Source organism: Sulfurimonas sp., assembly GCF_047622445.1.
Lineage (GTDB): Bacteria > Campylobacterota > Campylobacteria > Campylobacterales > Sulfurimonadaceae > Sulfurimonas.
Window position 1 is genome coordinate 1 of record NZ_JBLHOE010000015.1, and the last position, 24,669, is coordinate 24,669.

General features: G+C 31.9%; 31 protein-coding genes. 16 read left to right on the plus strand and 15 right to left on the minus strand.

All coding sequences use genetic code 11. The features are described from left to right. Positions 1–111 precede the first annotated feature (111 nt). The 8 genes from ACI9TV_RS04945 to fbaA form a co-directional block, all read right to left on the minus strand. A complete protein-coding gene (locus ACI9TV_RS04945; RefSeq protein ID WP_415249655.1) occupies positions 112–879 on the minus strand; it encodes an SdiA-regulated domain-containing protein in 768 nt (255 codons plus the stop codon). A 220-nt stretch (positions 880–1,099) separates the two neighbouring features. Further along, the gene (gene gshB, locus ACI9TV_RS04950; protein ID WP_415249656.1) at positions 1,100–2,131 is read right to left on the minus strand and encodes a glutathione synthase; all 1,032 of its coding nucleotides are present in this window, start codon (positions 2,129–2,131) and stop codon (positions 1,100–1,102) included. Positions 2,132–2,135: 4 nt separating this feature from the next. Then, positions 2,136–3,263 carry a methyl-accepting chemotaxis protein gene (locus tag ACI9TV_RS04955; RefSeq protein WP_415249657.1) on the minus strand — a complete coding sequence of 376 codons (1,128 nt, stop codon included), beginning with the start codon at positions 3,261–3,263 and terminating at the stop codon, positions 2,136–2,138. Positions 3,264–3,265: 2 nt separating this feature from the next. Then, positions 3,266–3,493: a hypothetical protein gene (locus tag ACI9TV_RS04960; protein WP_415249658.1), complete on the minus strand. Its 228-nt coding sequence runs from the start codon at positions 3,491–3,493 to the stop codon at positions 3,266–3,268. A gap of 46 nt (positions 3,494–3,539) precedes the next feature. Next, a complete protein-coding gene (locus ACI9TV_RS04965) occupies positions 3,540–3,767 on the minus strand; it encodes a hypothetical protein (protein WP_415249659.1) in 228 nt (75 codons plus the stop codon). Between the two features lie 43 nt (positions 3,768–3,810). Next, positions 3,811–3,981 (minus strand): hypothetical protein, encoded by a 171-nt coding sequence (locus tag ACI9TV_RS04970; protein ID WP_415249660.1) that lies wholly within the window; start codon positions 3,979–3,981, stop codon positions 3,811–3,813. Between the two features lie 94 nt (positions 3,982–4,075). Continuing rightward, complete coding sequence (locus tag ACI9TV_RS04975; protein WP_415249661.1) at positions 4,076–4,291, minus strand: hypothetical protein; 216 nt, start codon at positions 4,289–4,291, stop codon at positions 4,076–4,078. Positions 4,292–5,056: 765 nt separating this feature from the next. Further along, the gene (gene fbaA / locus ACI9TV_RS04980; protein WP_415249662.1) at positions 5,057–6,136 is read right to left on the minus strand and encodes a class II fructose-bisphosphate aldolase; all 1,080 of its coding nucleotides are present in this window, start codon (positions 6,134–6,136) and stop codon (positions 5,057–5,059) included. 108 nt (positions 6,137–6,244) lie between these two features. On the opposite strand from fbaA, the gene ACI9TV_RS04985 reads away from it, so the two are divergent. The 9 genes from ACI9TV_RS04985 to ACI9TV_RS05025 all read left to right on the plus strand — a co-directional run bounded on the left by ACI9TV_RS04985 (position 6,245) and on the right by ACI9TV_RS05025 (position 12,849). After that, positions 6,245–6,925: a hypothetical protein gene (locus tag ACI9TV_RS04985; RefSeq protein ID WP_415249663.1), complete on the plus strand. Its 681-nt coding sequence runs from the start codon at positions 6,245–6,247 to the stop codon at positions 6,923–6,925. Positions 6,926–6,934: 9 nt separating this feature from the next. Next, positions 6,935–7,675 (plus strand): hypothetical protein, encoded by a 741-nt coding sequence (locus ACI9TV_RS04990; protein ID WP_415249664.1) that lies wholly within the window; start codon positions 6,935–6,937, stop codon positions 7,673–7,675. 223 nt (positions 7,676–7,898) lie between these two features. Further along, positions 7,899–8,144 (plus strand): XRE family transcriptional regulator, encoded by a 246-nt coding sequence (locus ACI9TV_RS04995; protein WP_415249665.1) that lies wholly within the window; start codon positions 7,899–7,901, stop codon positions 8,142–8,144. Then, positions 8,141–8,374, plus strand: a complete 234-nt coding sequence (locus ACI9TV_RS05000; protein ID WP_415249666.1) for a hypothetical protein — start codon at positions 8,141–8,143, stop codon at positions 8,372–8,374. Before ACI9TV_RS04995 ends, ACI9TV_RS05000 begins: the two co-directional genes overlap by 4 nt. Before the next feature lie 96 nt (positions 8,375–8,470). Next, complete coding sequence (locus ACI9TV_RS05005; protein ID WP_415249667.1) at positions 8,471–8,755, plus strand: HU family DNA-binding protein; 285 nt, start codon at positions 8,471–8,473, stop codon at positions 8,753–8,755. Between the two features lie 53 nt (positions 8,756–8,808). After that, positions 8,809–10,251: a hypothetical protein gene (locus tag ACI9TV_RS05010; RefSeq protein WP_415249668.1), complete on the plus strand. Its 1,443-nt coding sequence runs from the start codon at positions 8,809–8,811 to the stop codon at positions 10,249–10,251. After that, on the plus strand, positions 10,232–10,618 hold the full coding sequence (msrB, locus tag ACI9TV_RS05015) for a peptide-methionine (R)-S-oxide reductase MsrB (protein WP_415249669.1): 387 nt from the start codon (positions 10,232–10,234) through the stop codon (positions 10,616–10,618). The genes ACI9TV_RS05010 and msrB overlap by 20 nt, the downstream gene beginning before the upstream one ends. Positions 10,619–10,620: 2 nt before the next feature. Further along, the gene (locus tag ACI9TV_RS05020; protein ID WP_415249670.1) at positions 10,621–11,151 is read left to right on the plus strand and encodes a peptidylprolyl isomerase; all 531 of its coding nucleotides are present in this window, start codon (positions 10,621–10,623) and stop codon (positions 11,149–11,151) included. Positions 11,152–11,196: 45 nt separating this feature from the next. Then, a complete protein-coding gene (locus tag ACI9TV_RS05025; RefSeq protein ID WP_415249671.1) occupies positions 11,197–12,849 on the plus strand; it encodes an inorganic phosphate transporter in 1,653 nt (550 codons plus the stop codon). On the opposite strand, the gene folP is transcribed toward ACI9TV_RS05025, so the two are convergent. From folP to ACI9TV_RS05050, 5 genes are read right to left on the minus strand one after another with little or no spacing between them, the layout of a single operon-like run. Next, positions 12,846–13,982: a dihydropteroate synthase gene (gene folP, locus ACI9TV_RS05030; RefSeq protein WP_415249672.1), complete on the minus strand. Its 1,137-nt coding sequence runs from the start codon at positions 13,980–13,982 to the stop codon at positions 12,846–12,848. The two genes, ACI9TV_RS05025 and folP, sit on opposite strands and share 4 nt — an antisense overlap. Then, on the minus strand, positions 13,982–14,602 hold the full coding sequence (locus ACI9TV_RS05035) for a DNA polymerase III subunit delta' (RefSeq protein ID WP_415249673.1): 621 nt from the start codon (positions 14,600–14,602) through the stop codon (positions 13,982–13,984). The genes folP and ACI9TV_RS05035 overlap by 1 nt, the downstream gene beginning before the upstream one ends. After that, entirely contained in the window at positions 14,589–15,149 is a 561-nt protein-coding gene (locus ACI9TV_RS05040) for a HobA family DNA replication regulator (protein WP_415249674.1), read from the minus strand. Before ACI9TV_RS05040 ends, ACI9TV_RS05035 begins: the two co-directional genes overlap by 14 nt. A 4-nt stretch (positions 15,150–15,153) precedes the next feature. Further along, entirely contained in the window at positions 15,154–16,365 is a 1,212-nt protein-coding gene (locus ACI9TV_RS05045; RefSeq protein WP_415249675.1) for an aspartate kinase, read from the minus strand. Beyond that, complete coding sequence (locus tag ACI9TV_RS05050) at positions 16,366–16,836, minus strand: RNA pyrophosphohydrolase (RefSeq protein ID WP_415249676.1); 471 nt, start codon at positions 16,834–16,836, stop codon at positions 16,366–16,368. Positions 16,837–16,931: 95 nt separating this feature from the next. On the opposite strand from ACI9TV_RS05050, the gene ACI9TV_RS05055 reads away from it, so the two are divergent. The 7 genes from ACI9TV_RS05055 to queA are packed head-to-tail and all read left to right on the plus strand — an operon-like array spanning position 16,932 to position 22,789. Next, a complete protein-coding gene (locus tag ACI9TV_RS05055; protein ID WP_415249677.1) occupies positions 16,932–17,396 on the plus strand; it encodes a hypothetical protein in 465 nt (154 codons plus the stop codon). Between the two features lie 12 nt (positions 17,397–17,408). Further along, a complete protein-coding gene (locus tag ACI9TV_RS05060; protein WP_415249678.1) occupies positions 17,409–19,007 on the plus strand; it encodes a DUF4403 family protein in 1,599 nt (532 codons plus the stop codon). A 2-nt stretch (positions 19,008–19,009) separates the two neighbouring features. Then, positions 19,010–19,348 (plus strand): DUF4870 family protein, encoded by a 339-nt coding sequence (locus ACI9TV_RS05065; RefSeq protein WP_415249679.1) that lies wholly within the window; start codon positions 19,010–19,012, stop codon positions 19,346–19,348. A gap of 9 nt (positions 19,349–19,357) precedes the next feature. After that, positions 19,358–20,413 carry a radical SAM family heme chaperone HemW gene (gene hemW / locus ACI9TV_RS05070; RefSeq protein ID WP_415249680.1) on the plus strand — a complete coding sequence of 352 codons (1,056 nt, stop codon included), beginning with the start codon at positions 19,358–19,360 and terminating at the stop codon, positions 20,411–20,413. 53 nt (positions 20,414–20,466) lie between these two features. Beyond that, positions 20,467–20,856, plus strand: coding sequence for a Sec-independent protein translocase protein TatB (gene tatB, locus ACI9TV_RS05075; RefSeq protein WP_415249681.1), 390 nt, complete (start codon positions 20,467–20,469; stop codon positions 20,854–20,856). After that, complete coding sequence (gene tatC / locus ACI9TV_RS05080) at positions 20,849–21,703, plus strand: twin-arginine translocase subunit TatC (protein WP_415249682.1); 855 nt, start codon at positions 20,849–20,851, stop codon at positions 21,701–21,703. Before tatB ends, tatC begins: the two co-directional genes overlap by 8 nt. Positions 21,704–21,757: 54 nt before the next feature. Beyond that, positions 21,758–22,789, plus strand: coding sequence for a tRNA preQ1(34) S-adenosylmethionine ribosyltransferase-isomerase QueA (gene queA, locus ACI9TV_RS05085; protein ID WP_415249683.1), 1,032 nt, complete (start codon positions 21,758–21,760; stop codon positions 22,787–22,789). Here queA and ACI9TV_RS05090 read toward each other — a convergent pair. Continuing rightward, positions 22,782–23,555 carry a DNA-processing protein DprA gene (locus tag ACI9TV_RS05090; RefSeq protein ID WP_415249684.1) on the minus strand — a complete coding sequence of 258 codons (774 nt, stop codon included), beginning with the start codon at positions 23,553–23,555 and terminating at the stop codon, positions 22,782–22,784. The genes queA and ACI9TV_RS05090 overlap by 8 nt on opposite strands. Continuing rightward, positions 23,556–24,653 (minus strand): divergent polysaccharide deacetylase family protein, encoded by a 1,098-nt coding sequence (locus tag ACI9TV_RS05095; protein WP_415249685.1) that lies wholly within the window; start codon positions 24,651–24,653, stop codon positions 23,556–23,558. Between the last annotated feature and the right edge of the window lie 16 nt (positions 24,654–24,669).

Below are 24,669 nucleotides of genomic sequence, written 5' to 3' on the forward strand. Positions count from 1 at the left end.
TGTTTGGCTTATCTTCACCATCTGGATTTCCGATTTGACCTTGCATATATTCCTTGTTTTTCTCATAGTAGTCTTTTACACCTACCCAAGTAGCCCATTCCCTATTGATCATTAAATATCAAGTTTCTTTCTTTTATATCGTAAAACTTTTCCATTATCATCGGCAATGTAAATCCTCCCTTCATCATCAAAACAGATACCTTCCTGCGCTGATTTCGGTAATTTCACTTTTTTTATTGTTTTGTTAGTTTTTATATCATATTTTATGAGTAGATTCTTTTTATCACTTGTCATATATAAATAACCATCATGAAAAGTCATGCCTGATATATCAATATATCCATGATTATAAACTTCAATAATTTTTGCTTTTTGCTTTTTTGAAAAATCTACTTTTAATATAACAGAAGCATTTTCCTTTATTTTTTTATTATATGTAATTGTTGATTGATTAGAAACATATACATCTCCATTCTCATCAATTGCAATTGCTTCTAATCCAGTTTTTTTAGATTTTTTAAGAAGATTTATTCCTTTATATTTTCGTTTTAGTTTTATCTCTTTTTCGATTTCTAGACTATCACTATTTAAAACTAATATAGATTCAGAACCTTCTACTGATATTAGTAATTTATCATTTATTTTATCATAGGCAATACCCTCTAAATCATATTTACCTAAATAGCTTTTTCTTTTAATTTTTCCATTCTTACTAATTTCGTAAAGTGTCCCTTCATCATTTACTACAAATAAACTATTGGATTTTGACACATAACAAATACCAGAAGCTTCAGGTATTTTTGCTATTTCTTTTGCATATACATTCATTGATAACATCATAAAAATAATACACCTTAATATTTTGATATTTTTTAACATATTTTATCTCCCTTTAGTTCTTTATTTAGAATAGTATCAAGTAAATTTAGAAAAGTTTAGAATGAAACTTATTCTATACTTTCTTCATCTTCTAATTCGTATTGGAGTAAAATTGACAACAGCTTAATTTACTCCAAAACCTAGAGGTTGGAAACTACATCTACAAAAAGATAACACTAATATAAATTTTAAATTGTTATCTTTGTATATTATAAATATACTACTCTCTAAGTTCACTAAATCTTTTTAATAAATACTCTAGCTCAACTCTTTTTTCAGCTTTAGCATCTACTCTATCTTCTAAAAAGTCAACAACTTGTTTTTGAAGTTTTACTTTTTCTAACTTGTTTATATTTGTAATTCCACCTGGATTTAAAACATTTACTTCTAAGATTTTATCTCCTATCATGTCTAAACCTACAAAGTAAAGACCATCAGCAACTAGTTTTGTACCAACTTTTTTACAAACCCTCATTTGGCTATCAGTCATTTTATATCTATGAGCTGTACCACCAGTTTGAATATTTGCTCTTATTTCACCTTCTGCAGGTTTCCTATTGTATGCACCTATAAATTTACCATTAAGCATAAGAACACGAACATCACCTTCTTCAGCACCTTCAATATACTCTTGTAAGATAACATAGTTATCTCCAGATTCATCTATATAGAAATCAAGTAAAGAGTTAATGTTTGAACGTGCATTTTTCTCAAGAACAATAACACCTCTACCACCTGAACCATCAAGAGGTTTTAGTATCATTTTTTCTGCTTCTGATTCATCAATAATTCTATTTATATAGCCTTTGCTTCCAGATACATGGGTCATTGGAAGGTAAGTATTGTGAGGGTCATGAAAAGTTGTAGTATAGAGTTTATTGTTTGCTTTTCTAATTCCATCAACATCATTTACCATAACAACTTCATCTTTAATAGCGTCCAAAAAGTTTAATACTAAAGGATTTATTGGAGGGTCTTTACGAATCATCATACAGTCAAATACATGAAGTGCTCTTAGCTTTTTATCAAATGTAACTTTCTTATGAAAAGATGTAATGTTATCAGGAATCTTATCCATAGGTTGAATAGTTTCTATAAAACCATGAACAACATTATTTCTAACTGTTAAGTTGTCTGTATAAAGTATAGAAACAATATGTCCCCTAACTATACACTCTTTAATTATAGTTAATGATGAGTTTGTTAAGGGGTCCATTTTACCCCAGTTTGCTATTATAAATCCTATATGCATTGTATTATCCTTGTATTTGAATTTTATTTTCTTCTTGAAGTACTTTTTCAAGAGTACCAACTACTGCTAAATTAGCTTTCTCAGCTTTTTTAATATAACTTATTGTATGGATTAAGTTATTCTTGAGTTTAGTTGTCCTTTCTTTAGATAGAAGAATGGATTTCTCTACTTTTGATGTCAACTCATGTGAAACATGAACCTTTTTACTTATCTCTGTGGTATTTTGTTTTAAAGATTGAACACTTATTTGAATATCCGAAGTTGCTTTATGAGTTCTCTCAGCTAATTTTCTAACTTCATCTGCAACAACGGAAAATCCTCTTCCATGTTGCCCAGCTCTTGCTGCCTCTATCGCAGCATTTAAAGCAAGTAAGTTTGTTTGTTCTGAAATATCTTTTATTAGTGAAACTATGGAACTAATACTATCAACACTTTCATTTAAACTATCAGAAATTTCAGAAGTCTCCGTTATCTCTTCCATAATATGGCGTGTTATACCAATGATGTTATCTATATTGGTATCAATATCATTGATATGTTGCTTAGTACTCATATGTAATGTATCAATATTTTTAAACTCATTTACTGCTATAGAAATAGTATCTTGCAAAATATTTAAATGATTAAAATTACTAGTAGGTTTATTAGTAAGTTCTTGGAATAGCTTCAAAGCTTGTTCATTTGTTGATAGTATTATATTTTCAAAGGAAGCATTTACAACTTTAAGAGCATCATTAAGTGTTTGGTTCAATTCTTCAATATCTCTTTTTTCGATATTTTGTTTGATAAGTTGAGTTTTAACAAGCTTAACTTGGATAATAAAGTTCTTGATTTGAGAACATGCTTTATTATATAAATTAACATTATCCTCTAATATACCCTTAGCAATTGGTTTTAGGCTTGTGTCATATTTACCATGTGAGAATTGATTTAAAGCATCATTCATCTGTTCAACACTTTGTATAATTAATAACAATTGATGTCTTAAAAATAAGGCAACTGAAAGATTAATAAAAGTAGCAATAAGTAATAAAATTGAAAATCCAAATGTAATATATTCTACAATAGAAATAGATATGAAGAAAAATATCTGTAATAAATTAGCTAGATTAGCAGATTTAATTGTTGACATGATTATTCATTAACTCTTAACGTAGATAAAGGCATAGATAAAAAAATAAAATCTTTATAGTTATTAGCTTTTTCATCTAATTGATAATTGAGTATAAAGAGTTCTTTGTCTTTTAGTGATAATTTTGTTGGATCAACTTTATAATTTATAAAGTTTTCATTACTATATTCTTGCATTTTAAATGCTTTAATATCTTTTTGTGTTGGTTTTGTTGTTATAAATGAATACATATTTATTTCCTATGATTATATACTATGTTAATACTTGTTTACAGGACTATTTTTTACAAAATAGAAATGCAGTACCTGACTCTGCAGAAGTTCTTTCAAAACTTGATTTTTTTTGTTTTGAATGAAATAAAAATGCAGTACCTGACTCTGCAGAAGTTCTTTCGAAACTTGATTTTTTTTGTTTTGAATGAAATAAAAATGCAGTGCCTGATTCTGCAGAAGTTCTTTCAAAAAATGCTCTATTATTACACTTTACATATTTATTATTTATCATTGGTTTTCCTATTTTTTTATGTCAGATACTTTTAATTTCAATATTAATAGTCTTTTCTTTCTTCACACGTAGCAGTAAAATATTTTGTATCTGTTTGAATATTTAATCTAAATAGTTCATTTTTTCTTAATGGTTTTATTCGATTAACTTCGCTTTTTATACAACCTACATTACTGTTATTTTGCATTGGTTTATTTGTTACATTAAAGTGCATGAACAACCTTTAAGTTTTTTATAGAGGACTCACTGCAATAAGCAGTAAGTCTATTTGCGGTAGTAAGAAGTAATTTTTATGTTATAGGGGTATTTTACTTAGAAGCTTTTTCCTCTTGCTCAGAGCATTTTTCTTCTTTTTCGTCACATTTGTCAACACATCTGTCATTACCTTTTTTAAGTGCTTCACATTTAGCACTACATAAGTCATAAGCATCAGCACAATCAAGTTTTTCATTACCTTGAGCGCTCAAGGGTGTTAGTAATAAAGAGGCTAAAAAGAGTGTTGTAGAGAGTATTGATATTTTCATATTACAAATCCTTAATATTATATTTAATATTTTAATAAGATTGTTCTGTTAGGATTTCAATACGGTTTTAATTAAAATCGTATATAGAACCCTAGAGACAAAACTACAATTGGCGTTTTTACTAGGAGTATATCAATGTTACTTGGCGGTTACATTGATATACAACATTTATTCTTCTTACTCGCACCGAAATTATACTCCTAAATTTATATTTTTTTGCTAAAAAATTTCTTAAATGAGATAGCTGTAAATAATTGACATATTTATTAAAAAAGAAAGTATAGTTTCTGACCCAAGATGGGCAAAGTTGTATTACATCGTTTCTATCAGGAATATTCCTACTTTCGTGTGTCTCATATATATCTAAGCTTTTCTTCATATCCTTCTTAATTACTATAAAATCTATGAAAACCGAATCATTAACTTAATTGACGTAAGTTAGTTTAGCATTTAGTTATCGGAGGGCTGTTTTTAATCAAACCCTCATTCCTTGTAAAATTTAAAAAAATAAATAACCCTCTAAACGACTACGCTACAAGTCACAAAAAACATTACCTACATAAGTAATAAGAAACTATATTGTTTGAGCCATAACCGTGTTTATACTGAGTTTAATGAATGATTATTTGAAGAATAAAAGAAGTAAAGGAGTAATTGTCAATTATTGAAGTATAGGTATTTTTCACACCCTACCCCAACATTAAAAGTATTGCCACCTATTTTCCACTATCACAGCAGAAAATAAATAAAAAAGAAGGTTATAAATTAATTTCTATCTAATCCATTTAAATCTTTAAAAGCCTCTTCAACTCTAGAAACCAAAGTTTTTTGTCCATCTCTTAACCATTTTCTAGGGTCATAATACTTTTTGTTTGGCTTATCTTCACCATCTGGATTTCCGATTTGACCTTGCATATATTCCTTGTTTTTCTCATAGTAGTCTTTTACACCTACCCAAGTAGCCCATTGCGTATCTGTATCTATATTCATCTTAATAACACCATACCCAATAGCTTCTGCTATCTCTGAAGGCTCAGAACCTGAACCACCATGAAATACAAAGTTTACAGGTTTCGCTGAAGTGTTGAATTTCTCTTCTATATATTTTTGAGAATTGTCTAAGATTTTAGGAGTTAAGGAAACATTACCTGGTTTATACACACCATGAACATTACCAAATGAAGCTGCAATAGTGAAGTGTGATGACACTTGCATCAATTCTTCATATGCATAAGCTACATCTTCTGGTTGTGTATATAAAAGTGAATTGTCCATATCAGTGTTATCTACACCATCTTCTTCACCACCTGTACACCCAAGTTCAATCTCAATGCTCATACCAATTTTATCCATTCTTTTAAAGTATGCTTTACATGTACTTATATTTTCAAGAAGTGACTCTTCTGATAAATCTAACATATGAGAAGAGTATAAAGGCTTTCCTTGTGATTCATAGTATGCTTCACCAGCGTCCAGTAGTTCATCGATCCAAGGAAGAAGTTTTTTAGCTGCATGATCTGTATGAAGAATCACAGCAACACCATACGCTTCTGCCATCATATGTGTATGAATCGCACCTGAAACAGCACCAATAAGAGCAGCTTGTTCATTTTCATTACTTAAACCTTTCCCAGCATAATAGGATGCTCCACCATTAGAAAATTGAATAATTACCGGTGAAGAAACTTTTGCAGCAGCTTCTAAAATAGCATTTATAGAATCAGTTGAAACAACATTCACAGCTGGGATTGCAAAACCCTCTTTCTTCGCATAATCATAAACTTTTTGAACATCATCTCCAAAAATAACACCTGGGTTTACTATGTCTAAAATACCTGTACTCATTTCAAATCCTAAAAATTAATTATGCCATTATATAATAGGCTTTATTTAAAACAACTTTTTTAAATATCTTTATTATGATAAAATACCTAAAAAGTAAGTGAGAAAAAATTGAGATTAACTATTGATGAATATTGTAAACATTTTAAAATGTCTAAAGAGATGCTCAGTTCTAAACTCAAAGCTAAAAAGCTAAACTATATCATAGAAAATTCTAGTACATATATAATTGTAACGGATAAATCAATGCATCAAGATACTTCAGATACACAAATAATTCCAGCACTCAAAGCTAAACCAACAAAACTTCCCATAAAACCAAGAACGACTGTAGCCACTGTTTTAGCACTCTACCAAAGAGAAAATCAACAACTAAAAGATAAGATAGTAAAACTTGAAGAAAAGATTGATAAACTCATTGATGATAAAGAACAAATGTTACGTGATGAAATGCAAAAGATTGAGCATGTGTATAGTGCCAAAGATGAGCAACTTAAAACAATTTTAGAACTTGTGAATACAAAACTTATGATGGAACACAGCCCAGAAGTTCATGAAATAGAAACAATTGAAAGAAGTTCAAGTGACGAGATAGAAAAAGAAGATTCTTCTTCTAAACTAATAGAACTGAGATCTTATGTAAGAACACTTGATTTAAAGTCTTACCAAAGAAAGGTCATTAAAAAAAGATTCTTAGCTGTCTATGATAGCGACATAAGAATCATCCAACAAAACGGTAAGCTATATCTTGACTTTTCCAAATACGATTATAGTGATCTTTTAGAGTACTAGGACGATAATATGTCTCAAGTGCAGAATCTTTTCGAAGTAGCCCCAGGCACGGAACTCATTGGTGAAGAAATAACTATTTTCGGGGATGTACACAAAGATAGCCTCATTGATACACATAAATTATTTGTCAAAGGCATTATCCACTCCCAGACAAGTCAATTTACTAAATATGCTCAAATTCAAGAGCATCATGGCATGTTACGATGCCATGAAGCACATATAAATACCTTACATGGTGGCGAAGTCCATGCTTCAAACCTTACTATCGACACTTGCCTTGGTGGGAAAATTTATGTACAAGATGTCACTATCAAAAATGTTTCTGGACAAGTTCAAATATATGCATCAAACTCCATTACTATAGAGTCTGTAAATGATTCAAACAACAGCTTTAATATTAACTACCAAGAAGTACCTATACTACTTAGTAAGATAGAGTTAATTGAAGAAGATATCCAAGAACTTGTTTTCTTACTTGAAAAAGCAAAAGTTAATAATGCCCCCTCGCAAAAAGATATAGAAGGTGAAATTCAAAGACTAAGAAAAGAACTTACTTTCATTGAAGAATCCAGTAAATCTGCCAGAATATCAATTACGAATGCAGTAGAAGATGGAAATTTCATTTCTTTTACTATTAAAGGGCATACCATTGCCTATACAACACAAAATAACTGTTATACACCTTTTCACTTAGAATGTACAAATACAATAGTCAAACTTCTTCCTACACAAACTATAATCACTTTCTAAACCTAATTTTTCTTTAATACATCAAATAATTAAATTTTTATTTATACACTATTCATTTCTAATACTAAATAAGCACGTAAAACCGTATATTAAACAGTTAATATTTCATATTAAGTCAAATATATACTATTAAATATACTATTAAATTTGTATTTAATAGTATATAAGTAATATTAATATAAATTAAATGTATATTTAAGTATTTATAACGTATAATTTTTCAATGCAAATTGATGACTTATTTAATATACTCCATAATTCTCTCGAATCTGAAAATAATGGAAAAAAAATATCTCTTAAAGATATGGCTTCTTCATTAGGAATAGCAATGCGAACATATCAGGACTGGAAACTTGGACGAGCGAAACCGCAAGCAGCTGCGATTGTCATAAAAATGCTTGGCCGATTGGATGATGATGAAATTATTAGAACAGTAAGAAAAATCAATAAACTTGAGGATAATGCATGAGCGTACTAACCCAAAATGAAAGAGACGGTCTAGACGATGTGTTTTCATCTATACATTCGAGTAATAATAAATATAAGTATATTAAAGAATTATCAGCTTTTATTATTTCTAAAGAAAAAGGATTTTTCCCTACAAAGCTCTTAAAACAAGCTAAATATGGTATCAAACAGACTAGTTTTTCACATTTTTTATCATTTACTAGTAAAAAGAAGAAAAAATTAAGCAAATAAACTATAAAGTGTTTGTAGCTGAATTATCTGATAACAACTCCGACTGCGCTAGTGTATAGATAATTTCGGAAATATTTAAAATCCAAGGGTATTTATATGAATAAAGCACAATTCGTTGAATTAGTACAAGCAAGTGGTGATTACAAAACTAAAGTTGAAGCAGAAGCTGCAATTAAAGCATTTACAGAAGCTGTTACAACAGCACTAGTAAAGAAAGAAGATGTTTCTTTAGTAGGTTTTGGTAGTTTTAACGCTGCTTTACAAAAAGGTAAAAGTGGTAAGGTTCCAGGAACTGATAAAACTTATACAACTCAAGATAAAATGGTTCCTAAGTTTAAAGCTGGTAAAGGTCTTAAAGACCGTGTAGCTGCTGGTAAATAGTCCATTTATATTCTCTGTATTTTTTGCAGAGAATATTTTCTAATATTAATTATATGAACCTTTCTTCTTTTACTTCACTTTTTAAGAAAAATAGCTCTAAAACATTATCTTTACCAGAGTCCTTACTTGTTAAAAAGCTAAAAATATTAGCACAAACCAATGAATTTCTTATTTTTGAAAACATCACAATATACCATCATGCCAAAAATTTCTTTATCCCTTTACTCATTCTAGAAAAGAGCCGAGGAATTTTTTTATTTGAATATAAAGGTTGGTCATACGATGATTTGAAAAATGCGAAAGCGCAAAAAGCAAGTAACCAAGATACATCAAACAACACATTAGCATTTGAAAAGTCGCATGAATTTATCAAACGTAAATTCAATGAACTTATTCATAATGATGGCGTTCCAATTTCCAATTTTCTTCTTATGGAAAATCTTAACTCAGACCAATATACACATCTTAACAGTTCTTTTCATGAGCTTCTTCCTGAAAATAAAATTATGTTCAATGATTCAACAGAAAAATCTATCCTTAAAAAAATGATGCAAAACAACGAAGAAATGACAACTTTCTATGATCTATCAAGTGTTATGTCTACTCTCCTTATTCAATATGCACTTATAGATAGAAATAAACAAATACACTTAGCTTCTGATGAGCAAATGAAGTTTATAAATGCACCTCTCGTCTCGTATGAAGTACTTTGTGGACCACCCGGTAGTGGAAAGACAAGTTCTATTTTACTTAAGGCTATTTTAGAAAAACTTAAGAATCCTCACTATAAAATTGTTATTATCAAACCTACAAACTTAGCCTGCGATATACTGAAAAAAAGACTACTTGAAACAGTTGAACACGCAATTATAGAGATTGACTTAACATCTATAGAAATTTTAACTCCAGCCAATTATACAAATAGATCCACACGTTATGACCTAAGTATTTGTGATGATTCTTGGGCATGTGCAAAGAGTTTTATAGATGAACTGAAAATTGTTAGAAACAATAACCATGTTATCCTAGTTGAGGGTTCGAATAACTCAACAGGCAAAGTTAATTTCACTAAAAATTTTAAAAATCAGTACAAAGACACTTTCTTTTTTCAAGTAAATCCCTACGCTAAAACATTACAGATAATTGCAACACTCTTATTAACATCTAAATCAAGTGATATATTAGTAGTAGGAGACGAAGTAAATACACTTAAAATTAAAGATGATTTAGAATTCTATATAGAGGATAAGTCTACTCTATTGGACGCTACAAAAGGTTTCATTGAACAAGATTTAAATAACTTACTTCTTGCTTCATATAATGATATATGTTCGATAGATGTAGATTTTGTAATACTCATGGATATAGCTTCTTCAGATATCAGGAAAATAGAGTATGCTTTTAACTTATGTCGTAAAGGTGTATATATCCTTTATGAGGAAGAGTCTGATAATTTACAACAATTAAGGAATAATTTTGAATATAACAAAAACTAAAGACGAGTGGAAAGAACAACTTACAGATGAAGAATTCAATGTGTGTAGAGAACATGGTACTGAAGCACCGTTTTCTGGAAAGTATTACACGAATGAAGAAGATGGAACATACAACTGTATTTGTTGTGATGCACCACTTTTTGAAGCAGATACAAAATTTGACTCAGGTACTGGGTGGCCAAGCTATTACGAATGTATTGAAGACTCAGTACGTGAAATAAAAGATGTTGCTATGGGAATGGTACGAATAGAAGTAAGATGTAACTCTTGTGACTCTCATCTTGGACATGTATTTCCTGATGGACCAAATCCAACTGGACTTAGATATTGTATTAACTCTGTATCACTTGATTTTAAAGGAAAATAATTATGATAAAAATATTTCTAACACTTTTAATGGTGTTTTCATTCAACCTAAGTGCAAATGAGAAACAAATTGCTGTACTAGTAACAACTGCCGGAGTTATTGAACTTGAACTCTTTTCAGATGTCGCTCCACTTACCGTAGAGAACTTCACAACACATATTAAAAATGGCTACTATGATGGTATCGCTTTTCATAGAATTATAAAAAACTTTATGATTCAAGGTGGTGATCCTACAGAGAGTGGTCGCGGTGGAAAAAGTATATGGGGAAAACCTTTTAAAGATGAGTATAAAGGTAAAACATTTGATAAAGTCGGTATCTTAGCAATGGCTAATTCTGGGCCTCATACAAATGCAAGCCAGTTTTTCATCACAACAGCAAATACACCTTGGTTAAATGGTCGTCACACAATCTTTGGGCAAGCTAGTGCTGCATCTATGCTTACAATCCAAAAGCTCAACAATATTTCTACTATGAGAGGGGACAGACCTCTTGAACGCCAGGAAATCATCAAAGCCTATATGAAAAAATAAATTTATTGAGTATAATTTCACAATAAATTTAATTGCGAGGTAAGTATGGAAATCCAGACGATGCAAAAGCTTGAAACACAAGCATTAAAAGAGAGTGGGACAGACTTTACAAGACTCGGGTTTGCACTCTTTTTTATGATAGGTGTATTAACATTTACTTTTTTAAGTAATGGTGGAATCTCCAACAACATGTTCCTCGCAGTTGCTGCCCTCATCGGTGCATACATGGCTATGAATATTGGAGCTAATGATGTAGCAAACAATGTTGGTCCTGCTGTTGGATCAAAAGCTATGACTATGACTATGGCAATTATTATAGCTGCTATTTTTGAAGGCGCAGGTGCTCTTATTGCTGGGGGTGAAGTAGTAAAAACTATCAAAAAAGGTATCATCGATATTTCTGCATTTGGTGGGAATCCCGATCCTTTCATTTGGGCTATGATGGCAGCACTTTTAGCTGCTGCACTATGGCTGAACCTTGCTACAATGATGAGAGCTCCAGTTTCAACTACACATTCAATAGTTGGTGGTGTAATGGGTGCAGGTATCGCAGCGGCTGGCTTTAGTATAGTTTCTTGGGGCACAATGGCTAAAATCGCTGCCTCTTGGGTTATTTCACCAGTTCTTGGTGGTGTAATCGCTGCTGCATTCCTTTACTCCATAAAAAAATCAATTGTATTTAAAGAGGACAAAATCTCAGCCGCTAAGAAATGGGTTCCTGTTTTTGTAGCACTTATGGCATGGGCTTTTGTTACCTATCTAACATTAAAAGGTCTCAAGAAAATTTGGCCAAGTATTGTTGAATTTTTAAATATGATTCCATTGATATCTATAGAGATAACAAAAAAACCTACACTTGTAACTGCTCTTATTTTAGGTTTAATCGTAGCAATAATTACCTATACATTAGTTAGAAATAACCTACAACGCAACACTGCTACACTTAAAAATAATAAAAAATCTGTAAATACATTATTTACTATTCCTCTTGTATTTGCAGCAGCACTACTTAGTTTTGCACATGGAGCAAATGATGTAGCAAACGCAATTGGACCATTAGCTGCGATTAATGACGCTGTAGTAAATGGTGGCATCTCAAGTAAAGCGAGTATTCCACTATGGGTAATGGGGGTAGGAGCTCTTGGTATTGCACTAGGACTTGCACTTTATGGGCCAAAACTTATTAAAACTGTTGGTTCTGAGATAACTGAACTTGATCAGATTAGAGCATTTTCTATTGCTATGGCAGCTTCTATTACGGTGATAATCGCATCACAGCTTGGTCTTCCTGTAAGTTCTACTCACATTGCAATTGGCGGTGTATTTGGTGTTGGGTTTTTAAGAGAATACTTACACTTAAATTCTAAAGAACCTAGTATAGAAGAGAATGAACTTATTATACAAGATGAAAAAGAAAATATCTCAGCCTATACAAAAGAAAGAAAGACACTTGAGTCACAAGCGGATAAAGGTGAAGTAGAATATGCTAGAATTGTTACACTCTATAAGCTAATAGCTGAAGAAAATAAAATCATTAAATCTACAAAAAAAGATATAAAAAGAACGAAAAAAGTTGAGTATGTTAAAAGAGATGCCGTTAAGAAAATTATTGCTGCATGGCTTATAACAGTTCCTGCAGCAGCTACACTTGCGGCTATTTTATTTTTTACTATTAAGGGTATTATGATTCAAGCTTAAAGTAAAGCTTGTAAAACCTTTACTGCTTGTACATGTTCCTTTACATCATGTACTCTTAGTATAGAAGCTCCATTTCTTATAGCTTCAAGATGAATTGCTAAAGTTCCTGCTAATCTCTCATCCACAGTTGAGGGATGGATAGTATCTATCATTGATTTTCTTGATGCACCAACAAGGATTCTTTTCTCTAAGCTCAAAAAATGTTCTAGATTTTTAATTAAAGAAATATTATCTTCCAAACGTTTTCCAAAACCTATTCCAATATCTACTATTATGTTGTTCACTCCAAAGGATTCTGCTTTTTGTATTCTTTTCTCTAAGAATTCATACACATCACTTAAGATACTAGAATAATCAGGGTTATTTTGCATATTCTGTGGGTTTCCTTGCATATGCATAATAACAGCTTTTGCGTCATACGCTGCACATAACGCACAAACCTCATCATTTTCTAAGCCTGTAATGTCATTAACAATACTAAAACCATTTTCTAAGGCCTGAGATACAACTAAAGGAACATAACTATCAATACTAAACTGTACTTTCTCATAGAGTTTATTTTTCTTTATCTCTTGCATAATTGGAAGCACTCGACTAAGCTCTTCTTTGGCACTTACTATTGGAGCATCTGGTCTCGAAGACACACCACCAATATCTATGATGTCTGCACCCTCTTCTATCATACTCTCTATTGTTTGGATCGCTTGTGTACCTTTAAATCTACTTCCATTAAAAAAGCTATCTGTCGTTAGATTAATAACGCCCATAATTTCTATTTTTTGAGGCTTTTTTACTTTAACTATCGATTGGAGTTTATGTGCTAGCTCTTTTAAACCAAAAGGTTGTGCTAATTCTTTTCTACTTAAATTACTAAGCTGCTTTTGCGTCGCAATAAGAATACAATCTACAAAAGGATTTTTAGCAATCACAGTCCCACGAGGTACAGCTAAATCTGCACCTATAGAGAGAGCATCTTGCTTTAAAATATTAGCTCCACCAACATGCAAATCTTTAATATAAATAATATGCTGTTGCATTTTCGAAGCTAAGATACTTATACCGCCACCATCAACACCAAGCTTTATTAATAATTCTTTAGCATTTACACTATTTGAGAGTTTTTCCACTTGCATTATTTTTCACCTACAAAACTCATAAGTAGTAAAGAAAGAACATTCTGTGGTTTTGAGTTTAATTCTAGAAGTCTATATGCTTTATCAAAATTTTCTAGTTGCTGTTCACTTAAAAGTAATTTATCTATTGCAATTGCTCTATGGTACAAAGCTTCTACTAAAAGTTTTGCTTCAGCTTTTGAAGTTCGGGTATGTTCTTTTAAAAAAGCAAAAACTTGTGCGTAATCAATGCGCAAAAGATTTATATCTATCTCTTTTACTTTATGACTCACATCCCCTTTTATAATTGGAAGACGAGAACGAACAGTAGGAAGTAAATTTGATTTTGTTGGGGAAATGATTATGAATTCTATATTTTTTGGAGGTTCTTCTAAAACTTTCAAAAGTGCATTTTGAGAAATTACATTGTATGAGTGTGCACCTAATACAATATATTTTACTTGCGATTCACTTATATACGATTCAGCGATAACAGCTTTCGCGTTTTCAAGCTTAAATTCGCCATCTTCAATAAAACTAACAATACGAGAGGGGTAAAGTTGTGTCTTTATTCTCTCATGGCAAGACTCAATATCTGAAGAAATAATTATATGACTTTTATTACTCTCATGACTCGACATTAACCTCTCCAAACATTGCAGCATTAAGGGAGGCATTAAAAAGTCTATATAGTTGTAACAATTTTATATCTAAGTGCGAGTCATAAGATTTCAGACTAAATGCATTATGAAATTCTTCATCAAAAATCCAAAAATAACTGGAATCTCTTCTTTTAGCAATGTCTGAACGTCTATCTTCACCCGCGCCTATATACCAAAAAATATAATTCTCTTTATAGGATAATGAAATCATATCATCTAAAATATCAATCATTTCACCACCATTAATGTTATTGTAATGCTGGTACACACTATCTATACTTACTATTGGTAGAATTGGTCTATCTATTTTGTCATTATTTATAGAAGAAAGAATGTAGTTTTCAAACCATTTTCTTTTTGTATCTGTAATGAGAATAATTGTTTTCCCAGCTAATATATCATCAATTGTAGCAGAAGATGTTGTTGCCCAATTAAAACGCTGCTCTTCCAACCAACTTAATGCTCCATCTTCTTCACGAATAGCATCTAAGCTCCATTGTGCAAAATCTGGTATATGTTCTTGCATAAACTTACTTATCTAACTCGTATGCATCATGTAAACCACGAACTGCTAGTTCTGCATACTTTTCATCTACTACCATAGATATTTTTATCTCTGAAGTAGCAATCATATTGATGTTAATGTTGTTCTTCGCCATTGTAGAGAATGCTTTTGCTGCAACACCTACATGAGATTTCATACCAACACCGACAACTGAAACTTTACAAATATCTTCATTGTATGAATCATCTGCAATATCACCACTTTGCACAAAAGTATCTACTATCTTTTTTGCGTCATGAAGTTCACTAACAGGAACGGTAAAGTCAATGTTTGTCATTCCATCATGTGCTTTATTTTGAATAATCACATCAATATTGACTTCCGCATCTGCCAACTTATTAAAAATATCAGAAGCAATACCTGGTTTATCTTTCACACCCATTAAAGAGATACGAGCTTGATTTCTGTCTAATGCGATTCCGCTTACTAATGGTGCTTCCATAATATTTTCTTCCTTGGTTATTAATGTCCCCTCTTCATTTGAGAAGCTTGATCTTGTTACTAGATTTACATTTAATTTTTTAGCCATTTCTACAGAACGATTTTGTAATACTTTTGCACCAAGTGATGCGAGTTCAAGCATTTCATCGTAAGATATTGCGTTAAGTTTTTTAGCCTTCGGCTCAATTCTAGGGTCGGTTGTATAAATTCCACTCACGTCTGTAAATATTTCACATAAGTCAGCTTGTATTGCCCCAGCAATAGCAACAGCAGACAAGTCACTTCCACCACGACCTAAAGTTGTAACAATACCCGCTTCATTTACACCTTGAAAGCCAGCTACAACAATTATTTTACCCTCTTTTACGGCTTTATATATTGCATTTGGATTAATATCTTCAATTCTCGCCTTAGTATGAGAACTATCTGTTAAAATCCCTGCATTTCTTCCTGTCATAGCTACAGCATCATGACCCATCTCTTGCAGTGCAATTGAAAGAAGAGAGGCTGTTACTCGTTCACCAGAGCTTAGTAGCATGTCCATCTCAGCACGGGCAGGATTTTTAGAAAAATACTCCGCATATCCAACAAGCTTGTTTGTTTCGCCGCTCATGGCAGAAACAACAACTACAACATCATTACCTTTTTTCTTTGTTTCACTAACACGATTAGCAACATTTTGGATACGTTCTAAATCTCCAACACTTGTTCCACCAAACTTTTGAACTATTAACATTTAAAGTAGTCCCTCATTTTTAAAATAATTTATAACTTTTTCATATACAGGTTTTTTAAAGTGTGCAGTAAGACCTAAAACTTCATTAACACTTACAAATTTGTACTCATCAAACTCTGGATGCTCCGTATTTAAATTTATTTTTGCATTTTTTTTGAGTTTAAGTAAAAAATATCTTTGCGTTTGCCCTTTATAAGGCTTCATTTTTTTGGCTATTTTTTCAGGAAAATCATAAGAAATCCATGCAGGATATTCACCAATAATTTTTGCTTTATCTGTGCCTATTTCTTCTTCAAGTTCACGAAATAGTGCTTCGTGAACTTCTTCACCCTTATCTATTCCACCTTGAGGAAACTGCCAAATATCTTTTAAATCATTTCTCTGGGCAATAAAAATCTCTTTTTTTTGGGGATAATTATTTGAGACGATTATCATCGCAACATTAGGACGATACAACTCTTTTTTACTCATTCATATACCTATTTCATATTATAATTAACGCGATTATACAAAAAATGTAATTAAATTAAGATAATATTTCATTTACAGAACAAGGAATATATAACATGATAGGTAAAATTTTAGAATTCAATCGTGAAAAGAACAGTGGTCTTATAGTCACAGAGAGTGGAAATAAATATGCCTTTCATATCTCTGAGTACAAAGATGAAGGTACCTATCCTAAAAAAGGTGGACCTGTTGAATTTATGCTTGAAGAAGAAAGTGCCATCTTTATTTATCCCATAAAAGAAACAAATAGTTCTACTAACAAAAATCAAAACCTTAAAATTTCTATGTATGCAAAGGTAAGTCTTATTGCAGGATTGATTGGAGTATTTGCATTTTTATATTTTGCTTACAACCATAGTTACGTTGAGAAAGGTTACTTTTACACTATTCCATCTTTATTTGCAATTCTCACAGGTCATATCTCAAGAAAAAGTAAAACGGCATCATTAGGACTTGTTCTTGGTTATATTGTAACAATGATGTATATAGTTGTTATAGTTATTGGTTCATTTTTATCATAGATATTTAAATACATGCATATAATAAAAACTCTTTTTTTTACGTCATTTTTCCTTCTCTTTTTTGAGGCATGTTCTAACGATCCAATCACAAAACCTCCCCTCAAAGAGCCTGAACACCCACATCATCAACAGAACTCTGTAATTCAAATACCTGTCAGTATCAACACACAAGAAATTAAAGAAGCAATTATGGCGGAAATACAAGAGCCTTTATCTTCTGGTATTTCAGAAAAAATCACTTCAGATATCTTTGCTCTTGAAGAGATTACAAAAAAACAACTCATAGACAAGTACAAAGACACACCTACTCAATGGTTCAACCCGATTGAATCTAGCTATAAATTTCTATCAAAAGATATAACAGAGTTTATAAACAAAACTTTTAAAACTAGTATGTGGGTTAAACATAAAATATATCTCAAAGATTTAAACATTATCTTTGAAGGTTCTAAGGTCAAAATTTATACAAGCTATAAAGTTGATATCTCTATAGACTATGAGCAGGCTATAATACCAATCACTAACGCATATAAAATCAAAGGTCTCTTAGATGGTACTATAGAAGCAAGTATTAACTTAATAGGGAATATTTCCATTGATGAGAATGCAAAACTTCATCTTAAGGCACTTGAAGATGGTACAGAAATAAAGTTTACTAAAATTGCGCTCCCTTCGGCTGTCAACCTACTTGAGATATTAAAAGTAACTAAGCTCGAAGATGTACTTACTAAAAGACTTCTTGAAGAGCCTATCAATAAACATATTTTCGCCCAAGTAGAAAAACAAATTACAAAAAAACAAGTCGATATTAAACTAGCGCAGAGAATACAAAAACTTGTCTATGAAAATTCCTATCCACTTGCTCTATCAAAAGATTTGTGGCTTGTTCCTGGAGCAAATAAAATTTCTATCTCTCAAGTTCAAGGTAAAGGTGGAATATGTTCTAATAGCCTTTCCATTAATGTTGGTCTCATTGCACAACCAGAACTTATTACGAGTATCACGAAGCCAATTATAAATCCGCTAAAGTCAGTCCCAATTGTCTGTGAGCAAATTACTCCAAAAGTATATCTTTATCCAAGTCTCAATATAAAGTATGATTTTATTGCAAATAAAATTACACAAAAGCTTAACTCTTTTATAAATACTAAATACCCTGATTCAGGTTACTCTATATCTGGTGCTCTTCTCTATCCTAGTGATACAAATATTATATTGTCCCTTGACTTAATAGATAAAGATGATAAAAATAAAATCTTTAGCTTTTACCTATCGGGAATTCCCGATATAAATACACAAGAGATGTTTGTCACTTTAAAAGATTTAGACTATACGCTAGAGAGTAAAAATGCACTTATTAATACGGCTAACTGGCTTTTAGATGAAGAGATAAAAAACTTTATTCAGGAAAATGTAATTTTCAACTATAGAGAAGAGTTTATAAAACTCTCTCGTCAGCTTTCAAACATAGAACATGCATCAGGTAAAAAAATCATAACTGGCAAACTAAACCTCATTGGAGTTGAAGATATATTTGCCGCTAAAGATTCTCTCGTCATACATGCTCTTGCGACTGGAAACATCTCATATAAAATAAATTTAAGGAAATGAAAATGTCAGAGAATCAAACAAGTACCACAACTGCTAAAATCATTTACATAGTCCTCATGGTCGGCCTTTTAGTTCCATTTATAGGAATTATCGCTCTGATTGTTGCCTATGTTAACAAAGGAGACGGTCCGCTATGGCTTGATGAAAATTATAGATATCAAATTAGAACTTTTTGGATTGGAGTCCTTTATTTTGCACTCTCATACATTTTAACTTTTATTTTCATTGGCTTTATAACATTTGCAATTACTTTCGTCTGGTATGTTATTCGATGTGCAAAAGGTCTTAAGGCTTTAAATATAAAAAAAGAACCAGCGAATGTATCTAGCTGGTTAATCTAGGTAATTTTAATGCTTTTATACATTCATATACCTTTTTGTGACTCAAAATGCTCTTACTGTTCTTTTAACTCTTACGTAGATAAATTCCATTTAAAAGAACAATACATGAAGGCCCTTGAAGTGCAACTTCACCACGAACTTCAACGATTTCAAGCAAAAGAAAAAAGTATCGAATCTATCTTTATAGGTGGAGGAACACCTTCTACTGTAGAGCCTAAACTTTATAAAAATATTTTTGAAATTCTCAAGCCTTATCTTCAAGATTCTATTGAGATAACATCAGAGGCAAACCCTAACAGCGCTACAAAAGAGTGGCTCAAAGGGATGTATGAGCTTGGAGTAAATCGTATAAGTTTTGGGGTACAAAGCTTTGATAAAGAAAAATTAAAAATCCTAAACCGTGCGCATTCACCACAAGACGCACTCGACGCTATAAGAAATGCAAAGGCTATTGGTTTTGAAAATCTTTCTCTTGATCTCATATATGCGACATTAGGTGATACAAAAGAGTTACTCCAACATGATATTCAAACAGCCCTTGGCTTACCAATAAATCATATAAGTGCTTATGCTCTTACCATAGAAGAAGGAACGCCTTTTGAAACCAAGCCGCATATGGCTAAGGAAACTTTAGAACTAACTTCGTGGATATTTAAGCAAATAAAAAACTCTGGCTTTTCACAATACGAGATAAGTAATTTCGGTTCTTATAAAAGCTCTCATAATCTCGGTTACTGGCAATATAAAGACTATATTGGGTTAGGAAGTGGTGCAGTTGGAAGTTTAAATCAAACAAGATACTACCCTACTCCAAATATTGAAAACTACATCAAAAACCCTCTTGATTTAAGAGAAGAGAAACTCAGTGCTGAGGATATTCAAATAGAGAAAATATTTTTAGGATTTCGTTCTATTGTTGGAGTGGGCATAGATACTTTTAATAAAGAAGAATTGTCTCGTGCAAATATCTTAGTGCAAGAGAAAAAACTAGACTTTAAAAACGATACTTTTTACAATTTAGAATATCTTTTAGCAGATGAAATCACTCTCTTTATATCTTCTTGAAGTTATTTTTAGATAAAATCACGTTTTAAATTATAAATTTTTGAAGGTTAACTATGTTTGGAATGGGTTTTACAGAAATACTTATCATTGCAGTGATAGCAATACTATTTTTAGGTCCAGATAAGCTACCTAGTGCAATGGTTGATATCGCTAAATTTTTTAGACAAATGAAAAAAACTGTTGGTACCGTAAAGGACTCTCTTGAAGAAGAGATGAATGTAAGTGAAATCAAGCAAGAAGCACTAGCGTATAAAAAACAACTCCTAGATGCACAAGATGAAGTTGAAAAAATCACTAAGATGCCTGATATTGGGGCTAAGCTTACAGACTTAAGTGATGACCTCATAGGCGACATTGATAACACTTCACCAAAAGAAGAAGAAGTAACTTTTAAGAAAAAGAAGAAGACTACAAAAATAGAAAAAGAAGATACTGATGTTTGATGATTTAAAACCCCATTTAGTTGAATTAAGAAAAAGACTAGGAATTTCCGTTGGAAGTCTTATTCTAATGTTTTTTGTAATGTTTTACTTTCATGAGCCAATCCTAGAATGGATGGTAGCTCCACTAAACACTGCTTTAATAGAAGTAGGAAAAACATCAGTTCATGCAGCAAACGGTATGGTAACAACTTCTCAAGTTGGTGGTGCATTTTTCGTAGCTTTAAAAGTTGCCTTTTTCGCTGCTATTGTTGTTTCTATTCCTGTTATTCTTTCTCAACTTTGGCTATTTGTTGCACCTGGTCTTTATGCAAATGAGAAAAAGATGATTATTCCATTTATCTTGGGTGGAACAATCATGTTTTTAGTGGGTGTTCTTTTTGCTTACTATGTCGTTACCCCATTTGGATTTGACTTCCTCATTACCTTTGGTAGTTTTAAGTTTACTCCACTTATAAATATCGAAGACTATGTTGGTTTTCTCACTAAAATCTTATTTGGTTTTGGACTTGCATTTGAACTTCCTGTTTTTGCATACTTTCTTGCTCTTTTAGGTTTAGTTGATGACAGACAGATGATTGCATTTTTTAAATATGCTGTTGTTATTATCTTCATGGTTGCAGCACTATTAACTCCTCCAGACGTACTTACTCAGCTTCTTATGGCTGGTCCACTAATCATTCTTTATGGTTTCTCAATTTTAATTGTTAAAGCCGTAAACCCTGCAGATCCAGAAGAAGATGAGGAAGAAAGTGAAGGTGAGGGTGAAGCTGAAACACTTACAGAAATGCTTGGCCTAGATGAGCTAAGTGTAAATTCAGAGTCTACTAATGAATCTAACAAAGGTTAAGAAGTCAATTTACTCACAGAGTAAAGAGAAGATTAACTGTACAAGACAATAATAATGGCACAAGATAAAGAACTTCTAACCCAGAGCTATGACTTTACTCTACCGAGTGAGCTCATAGCAACACATCCAGCCTCTCCAAGAGATAGCGCAAAACTTCTTGTTTATAATACTCAAACAGATACGATAACACATACAGTATTTAGTGAATTAGAAAATTATATTCCTAAAGAATGTGCACTTATTTTTAACGATACAAAGGTAATTAAAGCAAGGCTTTTTGGAAGTAAACCAAGTGGTGGAAAAATTGAACTTCTTATAAATCGTGCCCTAAATGCACATGATGTGAATGTCTATATACGTGGGAAAGTTAAAATAGATACGCAAATAATTTTCAATGACAACTTTAAAGTAACGGTAAAAAAACTCAATGAAGATGGAAGTCGTATAGTCCACTTTTATAATAAAAAAAGACTCTTACGTTTTGAAGACATACTCCCGGTCATAGATAAAATTGGTCATGTACCTCTTCCTCCATATATCCAAAGAGAAGATAACAAAGAAGATGAAAGTGAATACCAAAGTGTCTTTGCTAAAGAAGAAGGTGCCGTCGCTGCACCTACAGCATCTCTGCACTTTACCGATGAACAACATAAACGCATATGTGAAAACTTTGATCATGCTTATGTTACTTTACACGTCGGAAGTGGAACATTTAAACCTGTAGATGCGGAAATCATCACAGAACATCCAATGCATGCAGAGTACTATGACATCTCAGATAAAGCAAAAAATATTTTAGATACAACTATTCCCATACTTAGTATAGGAACTACTTCTACAAGAACAGTCGAGTTTTATGACAAGCATGGAAAAATCCAAAGAGGGGAAGCTAACCTTTTTCTTCACCCACAAAATAAACCAAGTAGAGTAAACCATCTACTTACAAACTTCCACTTACCTAAATCTACTTTACTCATGTTAGTAGCTTCATTTGTAGGACTAGAAAAAACTCAAGAACTTTATGCAGAAGCTATTAAGGAAAAATATCGTTTTTATTCTTATGGCGATGCTATGTTAATTATTTAAGTATAATCCTAGCATTAACAATTTCTACTTCACCATTTAGTTCTGCCTCAAAAACTCTCGTTGGAAACTTTGCCAAAGCATCTTCATAACTTGGACTTGTTTTACAGTATTCTAAAAATGGGTCATTACTCTCAATACCTACTTCACCACCACTAAATATTGATACAAATACTTCAATATCATATATCGCTTTAGCCCTGCCCGATTCTAACAACTCATTTGTAGCATTACTTTCACCAAGTCTTTGAGGTAAAACATAAATCTCTTTTCCCATCGATAGAGCATATTCTACACTTCGCATACTACCGCTTCCAATATCTGCCTCAGCAACTACAAGAACATCGCCAAGAGCTACTACAAGCTCATTTCTAGTCACAAAACTCCAAGGTCTACTTTTAAATCCTACTTCAAACTGGGAAAGTAAAAGTCCATTCATTTCTATGTCGCTTAAGAGGTTTTTATTTACAGAGGGATACTTTATATCTATCCCACATGGAAGCACTGCTATGGTATTAGAACTTGTAGCCCCTGCGTGTGCAACTGCATCTACGCCCATAGCACCACCACTTACAACACATATATTGTGTCGACTTAAAAGAGAAGCTAACTTCTGTGTCTGTTCTCGTGTGTATTTTGAAGGTTTTCGTGTTCCGACTATGGAGATTTTTGTTTTTTGTAAAAGTGAAATGTTCCCCGAAAAGAAAAGCTCTTTTGGATATTTTTTCATCAACGATAGTTCAGGAATTTTGTCTATCACCTTTTGCATTTAGTACACCTTATTTATAAGTACCAAATCTATATCTTTGAAAAGGCTTCTAGACTCTTTAAGCGCTGCAATTGTATTTTTGTGAGGATGACCAATAGCTATAGCAATACCCTCAGATTTGGCAATACGTATAGCTTCTTTAATTTGTTTTTTAACATAACTTTTTTCCATATGATGGTCTAAGAACACATCTCTTGCCACATACTTTAAAGCAAAATTTTTCATTACCTTAGGAACTTGCGTTTTGCTTGTTGTTCTACTATCCACAAAACTAATGTTATTTGAATTGAGCGCCAAAATAAGTCTATTCATAGCTCTCTCATCTTCTGTATACTTACTTCCCGTGTGGTTGTTAATATATTTCACTTTTGGGAACATATTTTTAATATCCCTAACTCTTGAGGAAACTTGTTTTTGAGAGCTACTTACACGTAAAGTATTTGGTTCTTCCGCACTAAAATTTTGTGCTTCCATAGGTAGGTGAACCATATAGAAATCTTCTTTAGCTGCTAATTTTGCAGAGTTTGGTCGAGCTGCACTAGGAGGTAAAAAAGACATCGTCACATCAAAGCCTAAAGCTTTCACTGCGGCAACTTGTGAACGAACTGAAACATCATCTATAATGATTGCTAGTTTTGGCTTGTTTGAGTTAAGTACCTTAACCTCTCTTTTAATACGAGATGGAGCTTTTTGTGTGCTATCACTTGCATATTCATGCGATGCACCAGCGTATTCTCTTACCTTTAGAATCTCTTTATTTAGTGTTTTTGAGATTTTACTTAGTTGTTTTTCTTTAGCTACGAAAGTCTCTTTTATTTCTTTCTTTACTTTAATATTATCTTTAAGAACTTTCTTCAACCGATCGTTCATATTATCTACTGTTGGTACATTTGTTTGTTCGATTTTTTTAAGTAAGGCTAATCGTCTCTCTCTTTTTTCACTCTCTTTTTCTTGTAACTCAGATTTTGCATTTTCAAAACCCATGTAGTAACCACCAGCAAGGACAACTAATGCTAAGATGAGAATACCTAAAAGCCATGCTATATATTTTAAAATATTTGAATCATTTTTAGCTTGAGATTTTTTACTTTTTGACAAATGTATACCTTGCATT